Origin of the sequence: Kitasatospora sp. NPDC057518, assembly GCF_042802075.1 — a bacterium.
Lineage (GTDB): Bacteria > Actinomycetota > Actinomycetes > Streptomycetales > Streptomycetaceae > Kitasatospora.
Map to the genome: position 1 here is coordinate 1 of NZ_JBHVEU010000174.1, position 16,649 is coordinate 16,649.

The 16,649-nt window shown below is 74.8% G+C and carries 15 protein-coding genes and 1 pseudogene; 8 read left to right on the plus strand and 8 right to left on the minus strand.

Going from position 1 to position 16,649, the window contains the following annotated elements; genetic code table 11:
- Window positions 1–167 precede the first annotated feature (167 nt).
- From coaBC to ACFU7Z_RS19360, 3 genes are all read left to right on the plus strand, one after another.
- Window positions 168–1,397 carry a bifunctional phosphopantothenoylcysteine decarboxylase/phosphopantothenate--cysteine ligase CoaBC gene (gene coaBC / locus ACFU7Z_RS19350; RefSeq protein ID WP_049651365.1) on the plus strand — a complete coding sequence of 410 codons (1,230 nt, stop codon included), beginning with the start codon at window positions 168–170 and terminating at the stop codon, window positions 1,395–1,397.
- A 152-nt stretch (window positions 1,398–1,549) separates the two neighbouring features.
- Window positions 1,550–2,773 (plus strand): methionine adenosyltransferase, encoded by a 1,224-nt coding sequence (gene metK, locus ACFU7Z_RS19355; RefSeq protein WP_049651366.1) that lies wholly within the window; start codon window positions 1,550–1,552, stop codon window positions 2,771–2,773.
- A gap of 140 nt (window positions 2,774–2,913) precedes the next feature.
- Window positions 2,914–4,998, plus strand: coding sequence for a primosomal protein N' (locus ACFU7Z_RS19360; RefSeq protein WP_380778437.1), 2,085 nt, complete (start codon window positions 2,914–2,916; stop codon window positions 4,996–4,998).
- A 383-nt stretch (window positions 4,999–5,381) separates the two neighbouring features.
- Here the strand turns inward: ACFU7Z_RS19360 and ACFU7Z_RS19365 are convergent.
- Window positions 5,382–5,849 (minus strand): annotated as a pseudogene (locus ACFU7Z_RS19365) (hypothetical protein); the annotation flags it as partial.
- Window positions 5,850–6,161: 312 nt separating this feature from the next.
- On the opposite strand from ACFU7Z_RS19365, the gene def reads away from it, so the two are divergent.
- The 5 genes from def to ACFU7Z_RS19390 all read left to right on the plus strand — a co-directional run bounded on the left by def (window position 6,162) and on the right by ACFU7Z_RS19390 (window position 11,073).
- A complete protein-coding gene (gene def, locus ACFU7Z_RS19370; protein ID WP_049659138.1) occupies window positions 6,162–6,707 on the plus strand; it encodes a peptide deformylase in 546 nt (181 codons plus the stop codon).
- A gap of 100 nt (window positions 6,708–6,807) precedes the next feature.
- The gene (gene fmt / locus ACFU7Z_RS19375; RefSeq protein WP_380778439.1) at window positions 6,808–7,746 is read left to right on the plus strand and encodes a methionyl-tRNA formyltransferase; all 939 of its coding nucleotides are present in this window, start codon (window positions 6,808–6,810) and stop codon (window positions 7,744–7,746) included.
- A 135-nt stretch (window positions 7,747–7,881) separates the two neighbouring features.
- On the plus strand, window positions 7,882–9,315 hold the full coding sequence (locus tag ACFU7Z_RS19380) for an RsmB/NOP family class I SAM-dependent RNA methyltransferase (RefSeq protein ID WP_074002398.1): 1,434 nt from the start codon (window positions 7,882–7,884) through the stop codon (window positions 9,313–9,315).
- Between the two features lie 432 nt (window positions 9,316–9,747).
- Window positions 9,748–9,903, plus strand: a complete 156-nt coding sequence (locus ACFU7Z_RS19385; RefSeq protein WP_158077698.1) for a hypothetical protein — start codon at window positions 9,748–9,750, stop codon at window positions 9,901–9,903.
- 66 nt (window positions 9,904–9,969) lie between these two features.
- A complete protein-coding gene (locus ACFU7Z_RS19390) occupies window positions 9,970–11,073 on the plus strand; it encodes a MerR family transcriptional regulator (RefSeq protein WP_380778441.1) in 1,104 nt (367 codons plus the stop codon).
- Between the two features lie 135 nt (window positions 11,074–11,208).
- Here ACFU7Z_RS19390 and ACFU7Z_RS19395 read toward each other — a convergent pair whose 3' ends face one another.
- The 7 genes from ACFU7Z_RS19395 to ACFU7Z_RS19425 form a co-directional block, all read right to left on the minus strand.
- Entirely contained in the window at window positions 11,209–11,658 is a 450-nt protein-coding gene (locus tag ACFU7Z_RS19395) for a hypothetical protein (RefSeq protein WP_380778443.1), read from the minus strand.
- 173 nt (window positions 11,659–11,831) lie between these two features.
- Window positions 11,832–12,158, minus strand: coding sequence for a sulfurtransferase TusA family protein (locus tag ACFU7Z_RS19400; protein ID WP_380778445.1), 327 nt, complete (start codon window positions 12,156–12,158; stop codon window positions 11,832–11,834).
- Entirely contained in the window at window positions 12,155–12,841 is a 687-nt protein-coding gene (locus ACFU7Z_RS19405) for a class I SAM-dependent methyltransferase (RefSeq protein ID WP_380778447.1), read from the minus strand. The genes ACFU7Z_RS19400 and ACFU7Z_RS19405 overlap by 4 nt, the downstream gene beginning before the upstream one ends.
- Before the next feature lie 169 nt (window positions 12,842–13,010).
- Complete coding sequence (locus tag ACFU7Z_RS19410; protein ID WP_380778449.1) at window positions 13,011–13,550, minus strand: MarR family winged helix-turn-helix transcriptional regulator; 540 nt, start codon at window positions 13,548–13,550, stop codon at window positions 13,011–13,013.
- Between the two features lie 79 nt (window positions 13,551–13,629).
- On the minus strand, window positions 13,630–13,986 hold the full coding sequence (locus tag ACFU7Z_RS19415; RefSeq protein WP_049654238.1) for a DUF6204 family protein: 357 nt from the start codon (window positions 13,984–13,986) through the stop codon (window positions 13,630–13,632).
- A 142-nt stretch (window positions 13,987–14,128) separates the two neighbouring features.
- On the minus strand, window positions 14,129–15,058 hold the full coding sequence (locus tag ACFU7Z_RS19420) for an aminoglycoside phosphotransferase family protein (protein WP_380778452.1): 930 nt from the start codon (window positions 15,056–15,058) through the stop codon (window positions 14,129–14,131).
- 88 nt (window positions 15,059–15,146) lie between these two features.
- Window positions 15,147–16,382, minus strand: a complete 1,236-nt coding sequence (locus tag ACFU7Z_RS19425) for a serine hydrolase domain-containing protein (RefSeq protein ID WP_380778454.1) — start codon at window positions 16,380–16,382, stop codon at window positions 15,147–15,149.
- Between the last annotated feature and the right edge of the window lie 267 nt (window positions 16,383–16,649).

The following is a 16,649-nucleotide window of genomic DNA, read 5'->3' on the forward strand; positions in this document are numbered from 1 at the left end:
GAGGCCCGGCGGAATCGTTTCCGCCGGGCCCTCCGGCGTTCCCGGCGCCGGAGCGCGGTGCGGAGCGCCGTACGGGGTCGGGCCGGGGCGCTGTGCGGGGCGGGGCCGGGGGGCCGTAGGGTGGGCGCGTTCCCGATGCGGAGCCCGATGCGGAGAAAGGCCGGTAGATGACTCTGAGTGCGGACGCCCCCCGCGTGGTCCTCGGCGTGAGCGGCGGGATCGCCGCGTACAAGGCGTGCGAGCTGCTGCGCCGCTTCACCGAGTCCGGCCACCAGGTCACCGTGGTGCCGACCGCGGCCGCGCTGCACTTCGTCGGCGAGGCGACCTGGGCCGCGCTGTCCGGCCGCCCGGCCGCCACCGAGACCTGGGAGCGCGTGCACGAGGTGCCGCACGTGCGGATCGGGCAGCAGGCCGACCTGGTCGTGGTCGCCCCGGCCACCGCCGACCTGATCGCCAAGGCCGCCCACGGCCTCGCCGACGACCTGCTGACCAACACCCTGCTCACCGCCCGCTGCCCGGTGGTGCTGGCGCCCGCCATGCACACCGAGATGTGGGAGCACCCGGCCACCCGGGACAACGTCGCCACGCTGCGCCGCCGGGGCGTGATCGTGCTGGAGCCGGCCGTCGGGCGGCTGACCGGCAAGGACACCGGCAAGGGCCGGCTGCCCGAGCCCTCCGCGATCTTCGAGGCGTGCAAGGCCGTGCTGCGCCGCGGCGGGCCGGTGCCGACCGACCTGGCCGGCCGGCACGTGGTGGTCTCGGCCGGCGGCACCCGGGAGCCGCTGGACCCGGTGCGCTACCTGGGCAACCGCTCCTCCGGCAAGCAGGGCTACGCGCTCGCCGTGACGGCCGCGGCGCGCGGGGCCCGGGTGACGCTGCTCTCGGCCAACGCCGAGCTGCCGGACCCGGCCGGGGTGGACGTGGTGCACGTCTCGACCGCGCTGGAGCTGCGCGAGGCGGCGCTGGAGGCGGTCAAGGACGCGGACGCCGTGGTGATGGCCGCGGCGGTGGCGGACTTCCGGCCCGCCGAGTACGCCACCGGCAAGATCAAGAAGGTCGAGGGGGTCGAACCGGCCGCGGTCGCGCTGGTCCGCAATCCGGACATCCTGGCCGAGCTCTCGGCCCACCGGGCCCGTTCGGGCCAACTCGTGGTGGGTTTCGCGGCGGAGACGGACGACGTGCTCGCCAACGGCCGCGCCAAGCTCGCGCGCAAGGGCTGTGACCTGCTGGTCGTGAACGAGGTCGGCAACGGCAAGGCCTTCGGCACGGACGTCAACGAGGCCGTGGTGCTGGGCTCGGACGGCAGCGAGACGGCCGTTCCGGTCGGCCCGAAGGAGGCACTCGCGGACGTGGTCTGGGACCTGGTCGCAAAGCGGCTGGAAACAGGCGGCAACTGATCGGATTCGCTCGCGCGGCGGTCGAGAAATCCTGAAGCGGGTGACGTTCGGCGGAACCAGACCGTTAGACTCCAGGAATCAAGTCTTTCCGGAGTTCCCCGGTACGAGCCGGGGAACTTCAGTCAGCAGCCGCTGCAACCCCAGGGAGCGCTGTGTCTCGCCGCCTGTTCACCTCGGAGTCCGTGACCGAGGGACACCCCGACAAGATCGCTGACCAGATCAGCGACACCATCCTTGACGCTCTCCTGCGGGAGGACCCGACGTCCCGGGTCGCCGTGGAGACGCTCATCACCACCGGCCAGGTGCACGTGGCCGGCGAGGTGACCACCAAGGCGTACGCGCCGATCGCCCAGCTCGTCCGGGACAAGATCCTGGAGATCGGCTACGACAGCTCCAAGAAGGGCTTCGACGGCGCCTCCTGCGGCGTGTCGGTGTCCATCGGTGCCCAGTCGCCCGACATCGCGCAGGGCGTCGACACCGCGTACGAGGCACGGGTCGAGGGTTCCACCCAGGGGGACGGCGCTGACGACCTGGACAAGCAGGGCGCCGGTGACCAGGGCCTGATGTTCGGCTACGCGTCCGACGAGACGCCCGAGCTCATGCCGCTGCCGATCACCCTGGCGCACCGCCTCTCCCGCCGCCTGACCGAGGTGCGCAAGAACGGGACCATCCCCTACCTGCGCCCCGACGGCAAGACCCAGGTCACCATCGAGTACGACGGCGACAAGGCCGTCCGCCTCGACACCGTGGTCGTCTCCACCCAGCACGCCAGTGACATCGACCTGGAGTCGCTGCTCACCCCGGACATCCGCGAGTTCGTCGTCGAGCCGGAGCTGAAGGCGCTGGCCGAGCAGGGCATCAAGCTGACCACCGAGGGCTACCGCCTGCTGGTCAACCCGACCGGCCGCTTCGAGATCGGCGGCCCGATGGGCGACGCCGGCCTCACCGGCCGCAAGATCATCATCGACACCTACGGCGGCATGGCCCGCCACGGTGGCGGCGCCTTCTCCGGCAAGGACCCGTCCAAGGTGGACCGCTCGGCCGCGTACGCGATGCGCTGGGTGGCGAAGAACATCGTCGCCGCCGGCCTCGCCCGCCGCGCCGAGGTGCAGGTCGCGTACGCGATCGGCAAGGCCGAGCCGGTCGGCCTGTTCGTGGAGACCTTCGGCACCGAGTCGGTGCCGGTCCTGGCGATCCAGAAGGCCGTCTCCGAGGTCTTCGACCTCCGTCCGGCCGCGATCATCCGCGACCTGGACCTGCTGCGCCCGATCTACTCCCAGACCGCCGCGTACGGCCACTTCGGCCGTGAGCTGCCGGACTTCACCTGGGAGCGCACCGACCGCGTGGAGCAGCTGAAGGCCGCCGTCCAGGACTGACGTCCTGAGCCCGGTGCCCGAGCGCCGGCCCGTAGCGTTCTGACGCTCGGCCCGTAGCGCCCGGAAGCGGCGCCCGTCCCCGTTCGGGGGTGGGCGCCGCTTCGTGCATTGTCGGTGTGACCTGGTAGTACTTGGTGGCGATGAGCAGCACAGGGGAGAACGGGGCCGCCGAGCCGGAGCAGCTGGCGTTCATCCGGGAGACGGTCAAGCGGGCCAAGCCGCGCACCTGGCACGGGGCCAAGCGGGCCGAGCACCTGCCGGTGGCCCGGGTCGTGGTGGACAAGGGCGTGCTCACCATCGACAAGTTCTTCGACTACGCGGTGCCGGCCGCCATGGCCGAGGAGGCCCAGCCCGGGGTGCGGGTGCGGGTGCGGTTCGGGGCGCGGGTGGTGAAGGGCCAGCGCGAGGGCGGGGAACTGCACGACGGGTTCATCGTCGCCCGGCTGGAGAAGAGCGACTTCGCCGGCCCGCTCGCCCCGCTGGCCCAGGTGCTCTCGCCCGAGCCGGTGCTCACCCCGCAGCTGCTGCGGCTGTGCCGGACCGTCGCCGACCGGTACGCCGGGACACTGGCCGATGTGCTCCAGCTGGCCGTCCCGCCCCGGCACGCCAAGGCCGAGGCCGAACCCTCGCCGCCGCCGCTGCCGCGCCCGGCCGCCCCGGCCCCCGGCGGCTGGCAGCGCTACCCCGCCGGGCCCGACTTCCTCGCCTCGCTCACCGCCGGCGGCTCGCCGCGCGCGGTCTGGGCGGCGCTGCCCGGGCCCGGCTGGCCGTACGAGATCGCACGCGCCGTGGCCGCGACCCTGGCCGGCGGGCGCGGGGCGCTGGTCGTGCTCCCGGAGGGGCGCTCGGTGGCCCGGGTCGACCAGGCGCTGACCGAACTGCTCGGCCCCGGGGCGCACGTGGCGCTGGAGGCCGACCTCGGCCCGCGCGAGCGGTACAAGCGCTGGCTCGCGGTGAGCCGGGGCTCGGTGCGCGCCGTGATCGGGACCAGGGCCACCATGTTCGCGCCGGTCCGGGACCTCGGGCTGGTCGTCGTCTGGTCGGACGGCGACGGCAGCCACAGCGACCCGCGCGCCCCGCACCCGCACGTGCGCGAGGTGGCGCTGCTGCGGGCCGCCGACGAGGGCGCCGCGGTGCTGCTCGGCGGGCACGCGGTGACGGTGGAGGGCGCGCAGCTGGTCAGCACCGGCTGGGCGCGCCCGCTGGTCGCGGACCGCGAGACGGTGCGGCAGGCCGCGCCCCGGGTGCGGACCGTCACCGACCAGGACCAGCACCGGGACGCCGCCGCCCAGGCCGCCCGGCTGCCCTCGGTGGCCTGGGAGGCCGCTCGGGAGTCGCTGGCCGCCGGGCACCCGGTGCTCATCCAGGTGCCCCGGCGCGGCTACGTGCCCCGGCTGGCCTGCGGGCGCTGCCGGACCCCCGCCCGCTGCCGGCGCTGCGAGGGGCCGCTGGAGGCGCCCTCGGCGGACGCCACGCTGTGCTGCGCCTGGTGCGGGGAGCCGGAGAACGACTGGCACTGCCCCGAGTGCGGGTCCTTCCGGCTGCGGGCCCAGGTGGTCGGGGCCCGGCGGACGGCGGAGGAGCTGGGCAAGGCGTTCCCGCGCATCCCGGTGCGGACCTCGGGCCGGGAGGCGGTGCTGGCCACCGTGCCGGACGAACCCTCCCTGGTGATCTCCACGCCCGGCGCGGAGCCGGTGGTCGAGGGCGGCGGCGGGTACGGGGCCGTGCTGCTGCTGGACGGCTGGGCGCTGCTCGGCCGGCCGGACCTGCGGGCGGGGGAGGAGACGCTGCGGCTCTGGCTCACGGCGGCCGCGCTGGCGCGGCCCTCGACGGAGGGCGGGACGGTGGTCGTGGTCGCCGAGCCCTCGGCCCGTCCGGTGCAGGCACTGGTCCGGTGGGATCCGCTGGGGCATGCCGGGCTGGAACGGGACGAACGGGCGCAGCTGCACTTCCCGCCGGTGTCCCGGATGGCCTCGGTGAGCGGCAGCCCCTCGGCGGTCGCGGACCTGCTGAACCTGATCCGGCTGCCGGAGGAGGCGGACGTGCTCGGGCCGGTGCCGTCGCCGGCGCTGCGGGGGGAGGAGCAGGAGCGGGCGCTGCTGCGGGTGCCGCCCGGGCAGGGGGCCGCGCTGGCGGCGGCGCTCAAGGCGGCGCAGATCGCGCGGATCGCGCTGCGGACGGCGGAGCCGGTGCGGGTGCGGGTGGATCCGACGGACATCGGCTGAGGGCGGGGTTCGGGGGCTTCGGGGGCTCGCGGGTGGGTGCGTCGCGTCCGGGGGCTTGGGGACCGGCGGCCCGGCGGGGCGGGGTGAGTGGGCCACCCCGCCCCGGACGGCCCGGGTGCGTGGCTCGGTCAGCCGCGCAGCGGGATGCCGGGTCGGTCCGCCTGGGGGCGGTCGACGGGGGTGCTGCGGTCGGTCGTGGCGCGGTCGACGGGGGTGCGGTCGATCGTGGTGCGGTCGATGCCGGGGCGGTCCAGCGGGCCCCGGTCCAGCGCGCCCCGGTCGATGCCGGCGCGGTCGATGCCGGTTCGGTCCATCGGCGTGCGGTCGATGCCGGTGCGGTCGATCGTGGCGCGCTCCAGGGCGCGACCGTCCAGGCCGCCCTGGCGGGCCGCCGGGACGGTCGTGGCCAGTCCGGTGCGCTCGGTGCCCGTGGGCAGCTCCTCGGAGCGGTCCGGACGGGCCTGGCCCGGGACGGCGCCGCTCGCGGCGAGGAGTTCGCTGGTCGGCCGGCGCATCCCGTAGCGCCGGTGCACCGCCTGCTTGGTGACCCCGAGGGCGGAGCCCACCGAGTCCCAGGAGAACCCCAGCGCCCGGTCGAACTCGACCGCCGCCGCCACCAGGGTCTCCACGCTCTCCCGCAGCTCCTGTGCCAGGCGCACGGTCGGCGCCGGCGCCCGCCCGTACACGACGAAGCCGGCCGAGGTGCTCGGTCGGCGCGGACGGTAGACGTTGCCCAGTTGAGCGGTGAGCGTCCGCAGCGCGTCGACCTGCCGCCTCACCCGCTCGATGTCCCGCACCAGCAGGTGCAGGCTCGCCCGCGCCCGGGCGTCGTGGTTGATCTGCTCGGCCATGGCCTACGTGCCACCTTCCGTACGGTTCAGCTCGGCCGGGACGCGGTGTCCCGTTGCGCCCGGCCCCGGTCAATCTCTCTTGACCAACGCCGAAGCGGGGGCCGGGGTAACGCGGCTCGGCACAGTCGGGGCGTGCCGGGCGGCGATCCGGTGCTGATCCGGCGCCGGTCTGGGCCCTGAGGCGGGGCCGGTCCGGTGCCGGTCCGGGCTCCGGGGAAGCCCTCGGCGGGCGGCCGCGCGGGTTGCATAGACTGGCGGGTGAACCAGCCGCCGACCGCAGCCCGCGCCCCTACGGACAGGAGCCCGTACCCCGTGGCGATCCAGCCGATCCGTCTCTTCGGAGACCCCGTCCTGCGGTCCACCGCCCAGCCGGTGACCACCTTCGACAAGGAACTGCGCAAGCTGGTCGGCGACCTCACCGACACCATGCTGGACGCCCCCGGCGCCGGCCTCGCCGCGCCGCAACTCGGCGTCTCGCTGCGGGTGTTCACGTACCACGTGGACGGTGTCACCGGGCACCTGATCAACCCGGACCTGTCGCTGAGCGAGGAGGAGCAGGACGGCCCCGAGGGCTGCCTGTCGCTGCCGGGCCTGCGCTACGACACCACGCGCGCGTACGGCGTGGTGGCCAAGGGCTTCAACATGTACGGCGATCCGGTGACGGTGGAGGGCACGCGGTTGCTCGCCCGGTGCATCCAGCACGAGACCGACCACCTGGACGGCATCATCTTCATCGACCGACTGGACCGCGAGCAGCGCAAGGCCGCGCTGAAGGCGATCCGGGAGGCGGACTGGGGCGCCGGGCCGGCCCCGGTGGTCAAGGTCTCGCCGCACAGCACCTTCGGTTCCGCCCGCTGAGTTCGGCCGGTTCCTTCGGTCCCGGCGGCCCTGGTGGTCTTCCCCGGTCGTTGTCGGTCTTCGTTGGTTTCTTGAACTTCCGTTTGCAGAAAGGCACTTGATGCGTCTCGTCTTCGCCGGCACCCCCGAGGTCGCCGTTCCCGCCCTGGACGCCCTGCTCGCCTCGGACCGGCACGAGGTCGTCGCCGTGGTCACCCGCCCCGACGCCCCGGCCGGGCGCGGGCGCAAGCTGGTCGCCAGCCCCGTCGCCCAGCGCGCCGAGGAGGCCGGGATCGAGGTCCTCAAGCCGGCGAAGCCCAGCGACCCGGACTTCGTCGCCCGGCTCACCGAACTCGCCCCCGACTGCTGCCCGGTGGTCGCCTACGGCGCGCTGCTGCGCCCCGGCACCCTGGAGATCCCCAAGCACGGCTGGGTCAACCTGCACTTCTCGCTGCTGCCCGCCTGGCGTGGCGCGGCCCCGGTCCAGCACGCGGTGCTGGCCGGCGACGAGGTCACCGGCGCGTCCACCTTCCTGATCGAGCAGGGCCTGGACTCCGGCCCGGTCTACGGCGTGATCACCGAGGAGATCCGCCCGACCGACACCAGCGGCGAGCTGCTCACCCGACTCTCCCTCTCCGGTGCGCGGCTGCTCGCGGCCACCATGGACGGCATCGAGGACGGCTCCCTGCACGCCGTGCCGCAGCCCGCCGAGGGCGTCACGCTCGCGCCGAAGATCAGCGTCGAGGACGCGCGGATCGACTGGAGCCACCCTGCGCTGCGGATCGACCGGGTGGTGCGCGGCTGCGCGCCGGCGCCGGGGGCCTGGACGGAGTTCCGGGGTGAGCGGCTGAAGGTCACCGGGCCGGTCAGGCTGCTGCCGGACTCCACCGAGCTGGCGCCGGGCGAGGTCGCGATGGCGGGCAAGAACAGTGTCCGGGTCGGGACCGGCAGCCACAACATCGAGCTCGGGGAGGTGCGTCCGCAGGGGAAGAAGGAGATGCGGGCCGCCGACTGGGCCCGGGGCGCGCGCCTGGAGGCGGGGGAGCGCTTCGGGGGCTGACGCTCCGGTTTGGCGCTACTGTTCGTTTGAGATCGTCCGTGTTCGTTCGACTTCGTTGTCGTCTGATTGCGTTGTCGTCCGAGTTCGTTGCTAACCACCGTTCGTTGATAACCACCGCAGCACCTTGAGGCACCTGTGACCACCCCCAGCGCCAAGCGCGCCCCCCGCCCGCACCGCCGCCCGAAGAAGGACCCGGCCCGGATCGTCGCGTTCCGCGCGCTGCGTGCCGTCGACGAGCGCGACGCGTACGCCAACCTGATCCTGCCCTCGCTGCTCCGCGAGGCCGAGCAGAAGGGCATGGACCGGCGCGACGCCGCCCTCGCCACCGAGCTGGTCTACGGCACCCTGCGCCTGCAGGGCACCTACGACGCGGTCATCGCCGCCTGCATCGACCGGCCGCTCGGCAAGGTCGACCCGCCGGTGCTGGACGTGCTCTCGCTCGGCGCCCACCAGCTGCTCACCACCCGCATCCCCAGCCACGCGGCCGTCTCGGCGACCGTCGAGCTGGCCCGGGTGGTGCTCGGCGACGGCAAGGCCAAGTTCGTCAACGCCGTGCTGCGCCGGATCAGCGCCCACGACCTGGACGCCTGGATCGAGAAGGTCGCCCCGCCGTACGACAAGGACGCCGAGGACCACCTGGCGGTCGTGCACTCGCACCCGCGCTGGGTGGTCTCCGCGCTCTGGGACTCGCTCGGCCGCTGGCAGCCGGACGCCTCCGGGCGCGCCGCGATGGAGGAGCTGCTGCGGGCCGACAACGAGCGGCCCGAGGTCACCCTGGTCGCCCGACCCGGCCGGGCCACCGTCGACGAGCTGGCCGACGCGCTGCCCGAGGCCGAACCGGGCCGCTGGTCCCCGTTCGCCCTGCGGCTCGCCGAGGGCGGCGACCCGGGCGCGGTCGCGGCGGTCCAGGAGAACCGGGCGGGCGTGCAGGACGAGGGCAGCCAGCTGGTCGCGCTGGCACTGGCCGCGGCGCCGCTGGACGGGCCGGACCGGCTCTGGCTGGACGGCTGCGCGGGCCCCGGCGGCAAGGCCGCGCTGCTCGGCGCGCTGGCCGCCGAGCGGGGCGCGGCGCTGGTCGCGAGCGAGAAGCAGCCGCACCGGGCCCGGCTGGTGGCACGGGCGCTGGCGGGCAACCCCGGCCCGTACACCGTGATCGCGGCCGACGGGACGCGCCCGGCCTGGCGGTCCGAAGGCTTCGACCGGGTGCTGGTCGACGTGCCGTGCTCCGGCCTCGGCGCGCTGCGCCGCCGCCCGGAGGCGCGCTGGCGGCGCCGGCCGGCGGACATCGCCGCCTTCGGCCCGCTCCAGCGGGACCTGCTGCGTTCGGCCATCGAGGCCACCCGGGTCGGCGGCGTGGTCGGCTACGCGACCTGCTCGCCGCACCTCGCGGAGACCCGGGCGGTCGTGGACGACGTGCTGCGGGCCGAGGGCGGCCGGGTCGAGTGGATCGACGCGCGCCCGCTGCTGCCCGGCGTCCCGGCGCTCGGCGACGGCCCGGACGTGCAGCTGTGGCCGCACCTGCACGGGACGGACGCGATGTACCTGGCGCTGCTGCGGCGTACCGCCTGACGGCGGGGTGCCGATGCCGCCTCCCCGGTCGGGGTCGCTTCCCCGGTCGGGGTCGTCGCTTCGGCCGGGGTCGTCGCTTCGGTGGGGAGGCCGGCCGGTCGGCTCCGGCAGGTGAACCGCCGCCTGTCCGGGCGGGGTTGACGCGGCGTCGGATGTCGGCTTCCATGGCTGCTGTGTAGCCGCTCGGCTGCATGATCTTTGGGGGGCAGGCTTCGTCGCGTCGAGCGGCGGAAGCCGGGGAAGCAACCCCACAAGACATGCGGCGCGATGCGGCTGTTTCGTTGTGTGGAGTCGGATCCTCGGCGCTGCCCTCCCCGGCCGTGGGAGGCGGCAGTGTCATCGGAGATTCGACGTTCGACGGGGGAGTCTGCCGGTTTGCGGGGTGGCGGTGGTGCCGGGACGGACGGCCGCGCGCTCGATCTGATCGCCCTGATGTCGATCCTGGCGGTGTGCACCCTGATCTGCCTGCTGGCCGGTACGGGGGCGCTCCAGGCGGTCATCGGCGCGGCGGGCATCCTGTTCGCCGCCTGGCGGACACCGCGGCGCTCCGGGCGGGAGGAGGGGCGTCGGCGCGGGCCCCGTGGGTGAGGCGGGGGCGGCCGCGGCCGTGGGCGGCTTGCATCTCCCGTAGGGGGAGGTAGCAGGGTGGTGGCCATGAACGGCGACGCGCTCTGGACGATCGGTGAGCTGGCCCGGCGCACGGGGCTGACGGTCAAGACCGTCCGCTTCTACTCGGACCAGGGGATCGTGTCGCCGGCCGACCGCAACCCGGCCGGCCACCGGCGGTACGGCCCCGAGGCCGTCGCGCGCCTCGAAGCAGGCCCTCTCTTTCGGACCACGCCGGGTGCACGACGCCGGAGCACGCACCTCGCCGCGTTGTCGTCGGTCGCCGATGCTCCGCATGGACTCCCTCCTCCGCCTTGCGATGCACGCACTCCGACGCCGCGCGCTGATCCGACGTGGTCCGAAAGAGAGGACCTAATCCACACCCTGCGGGAACTCGGGCTCGGACTGCCCGCGATCCGGCGGGTGGTGGAGCGTGAACTGACGCCGGCCGACGTCGCCGCCGCGCAGGCGGAGGCGATCGACCTCCAGATCCGGGTGCTGCGGCTGCGGCGGGCGGTGCTCGGGGCGGTGGCCAGGCTCGGTTCCACACCTGAGGAGTTGACGTTCGTGCACCGGTTGGCCCGGCTCACGGAGGATGAACGGGGACGCCTGATCGGGGAGTTCCTGACGGGGGTGTTCGGCGGGATCGAAGACGGCGGGGTCGGGGGCGGCGGGCGGTTCGCCGCGGTGGCGCGCTCGTTGACGCCGGAGCTGCCGGAGGAGCCGTCGGTCGAACAGATCGAGGCCTGGGTGGAGTTGGCGCAGCTGGCGGGGGACGCCGGGTTCCGGGCGCTGCTGCGCGGGCTCGCCGAGGTGGAGGCCGCGGAGGCGGCCGGCACGGGGCTGCCGAGGCCCGGACTGGCGGTGGCGGTGCGGGAGTTGGCCGGGCCGGCGGTCGCGGCCGGGGTGGAGCCCGGGTCGGCGGAGGCGGCGGCGGTCGTCGCGGTGCTGGTGGAGCGGTACGGGCGGTGCTGCGCGGGGGCGGTGCCGGGGGAAGCTGGGGCGGTGCGCGACCGGTTGGCGGAGCGGCTGGGGGCGATGGCCGATCCGCGGCGGGAGCGGTACCTGGAGCTGCTGGCGGTGGTCAACGGTTGGGCCGCGCCGGAGAGTTGGGCGGCCGAGGTGGACTGGGCGGTGCGCGCGGTGGCGTGAGTCGGGGCTGCTCGGCGGCGAGGTGGCGAGGTGGCGAGGTGGCGAGGTGGCGAGGTGGCGAGGTGGCGAGGTGGCGAGGTGGCGAGGTGGCGAGGTGGTGGGGCGGTGGGGCCGTGGGGTGGTGGGTCTGTACGGCTACCGGCGGGTGGGGTCGGAGAAGGTGGTGAGGAAGGCGTGGGCCTGGGCGCGGAGGTGGTCGACCGGCGGGTCCTCGCAGATCACCTCCAGGCCGAGTCCGGTCGCCCGGCCCAGGTCGTAGTAGGACTGGTAGGCGAGGTACGGGCGGTGGTCGTCGGTGGGGTCGAGGCCGACGGCGAAGGTCGCGAAGTGGGGCTGCGGCCCGCCCGGGGCGGGGGCCGGCCCGCTGCGGGAGAGCTGCCACTCGAACTCGTACGGCTCGGGTTCGGCGGGCAGGTCCAGCAGGGCCTGGGCGAGCCGGCGGACCTCGTCCGGGTTCGCGAAGGGGATCGACTCCGACGAGGAGGGGGCCGAGGCGAGCAGTTCCCAGGCGTCGCCGTTGTGGCCGACGGTCAGGGCCCACTCGCCGCTCGGGTCCTGCCAGCGGCAGCTGATGATCGGGTCCACGGCGGTCAACCTCCCTGTGGCGCTGGATCGTTCGTACCTCATCATGGTGGCACACCGGTCGCTGCGGGGGCTCCGGCCGCGAGCCGTCCTCGGGTCCGTTGCCAGGCTTCCTGGAGCGTGCGGCAGCCGTGGCCCGCTCCGGGTGCGCCCTGCGGGGCGGGTCGGTCAGCCGGTCAGTCGGTGACGGGGGCCGGGTGCCAGGGGCGGTCGGGGCGCGTCTGGACCGGGGCGGAGGTGAGGCGCAGCGCGTACACCTCGCGGTCGGTGGCCTCGTACGGGACCCGGCCGAGGTACTCGTGGCCGGTCAGGTGGCACCAGGCGGGGAGGTCGAGCGGGGCGGCGGGGTCGGTGGTGTGGATGTGGACCACCGCGCCGGCGGGGAGGTGCGCGATCCGGGCGCGCAGCCGGAGCAGGAGCTGGACGCAGAGCAGGCCGGTGCCGTCGATGGTGAGGTCGGGGGCGTTCGGGGCGTCGGGGGTGGCGGTTTCGGGGGCGGTCATCGGGGCTTCTCCTGGGTGATGCGCCAGAGGCGGCGGGGCAGTTCGCCCTCTTCGAAGGGGTGGACGTCGGTCAGGTGCCAGCCTTCGGCGAGCCTGTCCACCAGCTCGCGGGGGAAGAAGTGGACGGCGAAGCCGCCGTGCTCCCAGATGTCGTCCCCGTGGCCGGTGCCGGCGCCGTAGTGGGCGTCGCCGGTGTGGCGGACGGTGTGGACGAGGGTGCCGCCCGGGCGCAGGACCCGGCGGACCTCGGCGACGAGCGCTTCGATCTCCCCGGTGGAGAGCGCCATGCAGAGCAGCATGTGGGCGAAGACCGCGTCGACGGAGGCGTCGGGGAGGGGCAGCGGGTCGCGGACGTCGTGGGCGAGGACCGAGAGCCGGTCGGCCAGGCCCTGGTCCGCCGCGGTGGCGCGCAGCTGCTCCAGGCCGGTCGGGCTGAAGTCGGCGGCCAGCACGCGGAAACCCGCCCGGGCGAAGTGCAGCGCGTCGCGGCCGTGGCCGGCGCCGAGTTCCAGCACCTCCCGGGCCCCGGCGGCGGCGAACACTCCGGCGGCGTACTCGGCGGGGGCGGAGGGCCGCTCGCCGTACATCCCCGGGTTGGCGGTGTAGGTCTGCTGCCAGTGCGCGCGTTGGGCGTCCGCGAGGGCGCGCTCCGGGCCGGGCCCGGTGTCGGGGGTGTCGGTCATGGTGCGGCCCTTCGCGGGGGTGGGGTGGTGCGGGTGGTGCGGGTAGTGCCGGTTGTTGCGGATGGCACGGGGGGTGCCCTGTGGTGCGGGGCCAGCCTAGGACGTGGGCTCGGGCGGAGGGTGTGGCGGGGTGCGGAAGGGTGCGCGCGGGGGCGGTGAGGCGGGCGGATCAGCCGAGGTGCCGGCCGGGGGCGGTGCCGCCGAGGCGGGTGAGCAGGGTGGACAGCCGGCCGAGGTCCTCGGCGCTCCACTGCTCCGCCGCGAAGTGCTCGGCGGCGACCTTGCGGGCGGTGTACAGCATCTCGGCGAGCCGCTCGCGGCCGGTCGGGGTGAGGGCGGCGTAGGTGACCCGGGCGTCGCGGGCGGCGGCCTCGCGGGCGACCAGGCCGATCCGCTCCAGCGGTGCGAGGCCGCGGGTCACGCCGGAGGCGGTGAGCCCGAGGGCCTCGGCGAGGTCGACCCGGCGCATCCGGCCGCCGGGGGCCTGGGAGAGGTGGAGCAGCATGGTGAAGTCGGCCAGGCTGACGCCGTGCAGGCGGCTGAGGCCCGCGTCGAAGCGCTTGACCACGGCGGTCTGGGCGCGGACCAGCCGCAGGGCGGTGTCCAGGGGATCGGGGCTCGGGCTCGTTGCGACCGGTGCGGTCGCGGCACGGTCCACCTGGTCCGGCTGCTGCTGGTCTGAACGCTGATGGTCTGGACGCTCTGTCATTGCCACCTCCTTGACTGCTCAAGTATAGCGCTAGGGCGAGCCGTCAAGGAGGTGGCGGAGGGGGGAGGGGAGGGGTGGGTCAGTGCGCGGTGTTGGCGGCGCGGCGCTGACGCTTGCCGAGCGGGGCCTGGGAGAGGTCCTCGGCCTGGGAGCGGAGGTTCTTGTAGCCGTAGCCGCGTTCGGTGAGCCAGTCCCGCGCCGACTGCTCGGCCCGCTCGGTGGCCTCCAGGATGTCCTCCTCGGCCTCGCCCTCGTCGAGGAAGCGGAAGGTGAAGGCGGCCCGGGCGGAGACGTCGTAGCTGAGGTGGCCCTCGCGGGTGAAGGCGGCGCGCAGCACGTCGTGCTCGGGGGCGGCGGCGAGCAGTTCGGCACGCTGGTCGGCGGTGAGGCCGTCGAAGACGCCGCGCACCATGATGCGGAAGGTTCGAGTGGTCATCCCCCGACCATAGGCAGTGCGGGCCGCCGACCGCCAATGTGATTCCTGGGCCGGGCGCTTCTCGGTGACGGTCGGTGGTCGCGGGCCTCCTTGGGTGCCCGTAGGCGGTCGTCGGGTGGTCGCCGGTGGTGGTGGGCGCCGGTCAGGCGGGGGTGAGTGCTTCGGCGAGCTCGTCCGCGTACCGGGTGAGCCGGTCGAGCCCGGGGCCTCCTCGGGCGAGCCGGAAGCCGTGCCGCCGACCGTGGAAGGCGGCCTGGACGGCGTGGAGTTGGGTCCAGCGGCGGAGGCGTTCGCGGTCCAGCTCGGCGGCCTCGGCGAAGACGTCGAGCGCGCGGAGGAGTGCGCGCTGCCGGTCCGGCGCGTCGAGCAGCGTCAGGGCATGGACCTTGAGCAGGGTGCCGCCGTCGTAGGCGCGGTCTCCCACGTAGCCCTTGGGGTCCACGGCCAACCAGGGTTCGCGCTCCGCCCGCAGGATGTTGCGGGGGTGGAGGTCCCCGTGGACGAGCACGTCCGGCTGGGTGCGGGCGAGTTCGCGGACGGTCGCGAGGGCGGCGCCGACCGTGCGGGCCGGCAGGGGGTGGGAGAGGGAGGCCGCGTCGGCGCGCAGGCCGGCCTCCCATTCCGCGGCCTGCTCGCTCAGCCGGGGCAGGCCCGGGGGCGCCGGGACGGCGAGCCGCCGGCTGAGCCGCCCGGCGACCGTCGGCACCTCGTCGGTGTCCCGGGCCTCCGCGAGCGTGGTCGGGCTCGCCCGTTCGAGCAGCATCGCGAAGCGCTCGTCGTCCCGTTCGTAGAGCCGGACGGCGCCCCGGCCCGCCCACACCGCGAAGGCGTCCGGCTCGTGCACGTTGCCCGGGTGGGGGAACGAGACCTTCAGTACGGCCACGCGCTCGGCCGCCTGCCGGACCGGGAGGATCAGGCCGACCCCGCCGTGGGTGGCGGCGCCGTCCGGCACGCAGCCCCAGCGTTCCAGCAGCTCGGCGGCGAGGCCGGGGAGTTCGGCGATCCAGGCCGCGCCGGGGGCTCCCTCACGGTCGATGGTGGTGCGGGCGAGCCCGCCGGGGATGCTGATCATCTGCTTCCTTTCGACGGTGGGGGGAGGGCGCTGGTGTGGCTTGCCGGTCCGGTCCGGTTCGGTCCGGTTCGGTCGGGTCCGGTCGGGCTCAGGGGGCGAAGGGGCCGAAGGTCGTGGCGGCGAGGCGGAGCGCCGGTGCCGGGGTGCCGCTCCCGGCGCCGACGGAGTAGACCAGCCGCCTGCGCAGGTCCGGGGTGGTGAAGAAGCCGTCGGAGTACCCGAGGTCGTGCCCGGTCTTGCCCCAGAGCACCGTGCCGTCCCGCAGCGGGACGGCCATCAGTCCGGCGCTGTAGCAGGCCCGACCCTTGTCCGGACCGAACAGGCACTCGCCCGCTCCGCGTACGGGCACCAGCCGGCCGGAGGCGTCGCGCGGCAGGGTGAGCAGGTCGTGCAGCTGCTGCGGAGGCAGGAGTTCGCCGTCGAGCAGGGCGCGCAGGAACCTGTCCAGGTCGGCCGGGGTGGACACCATCGACTCCGGGTTGCCGCCCTGCTCGGAGACGTCCGTCGGGGTGTCGGCACTGTCGGGGACGTAGCCGGCCAGGTGGGGCTCGGGCATCGCGGGCCTGCCCTCCGTCACCTCGGTGTGCCGCAGGCCGAGCGGCTTCAGGATGCGGGCCGTCACCTCCTCCCTGATCGTGTGCCCCGTCACCTGCTCGATGATCCGGCCCGCCACCCGGTAGTTGAAGTTGTTGTACTCCTGCTCGCTGCCCGGATCGAAGGCCGGGCCGGCCTCGGGCAGGCCGCGCTCCGGGTGGGGCCGGAGCGTCCGCTGGACGACCAGGTCGAGCGTCTCGATCGCGAAGCGGTTGGCGATCAGGCCGTCGCGCTTCTCCAGCTCGGTGCCCTCGAGTTCCGGGCCCTCGACGGCCTGCGGAAGTCCGCTGGTGTGGTCGAGGAGTTGACGGACGGTGATCGGCAGCGTGAAGCTCGCGGGCAGCGTGCCGGGCAGGTACTGCTGGACGGTGCCGTCCAGGGAGATCCGCTGCTCGGCGGCGAGTTGGAGCAGCACTGCGGCGACGAAGGTCTTGTTGATGCTGCCGATCCGGAACGCCGCGTCCGGCGCCACCGGCCGCCCGCTCACCGGATCGTCGGCGCTGCCGCGCCAGACCAGGCCGTCGGCCGTCACCCGGGCGACCGCGCCCGCCACCGGGTCGCCCGGCCGGGCGGCGATCGCGGCGTCGAGGGCGGCCGGATCGAGGACAGCCGGACCGAGGGCGGCCGGAGCAGGCGTGGCGGCGAAGGCGGGTGCGGTGGATGCGGACGCCGCCGCGAGGAGCAGGGCGGCGAGGCCCCGTGCGAGGGTGGCGGGTTTGCTGACGGCCATGTGCTCTCCGATGCGGGTGGGGCGGCTGTGGGGCGGAGCGATCCGCCCTGGAGAACACGCGGCTGACGGTCATTCAGTTGCACACGACCGGTGCGAAGGCGGAGAGCGCGGGCACGGAACACGGTGAGGACTCCCTTCCGCGGCGGCCCGGGTGGCCACCGTCGCGATGCCCCCAAGAGTGATCGCCGGAAGCCCCTTCGCGCATGTGCCGTTCGGCAGGAATCCGGCGGGAAAGCGGCCGGGCCTCCCCTGCCGATCGGCAGGGGC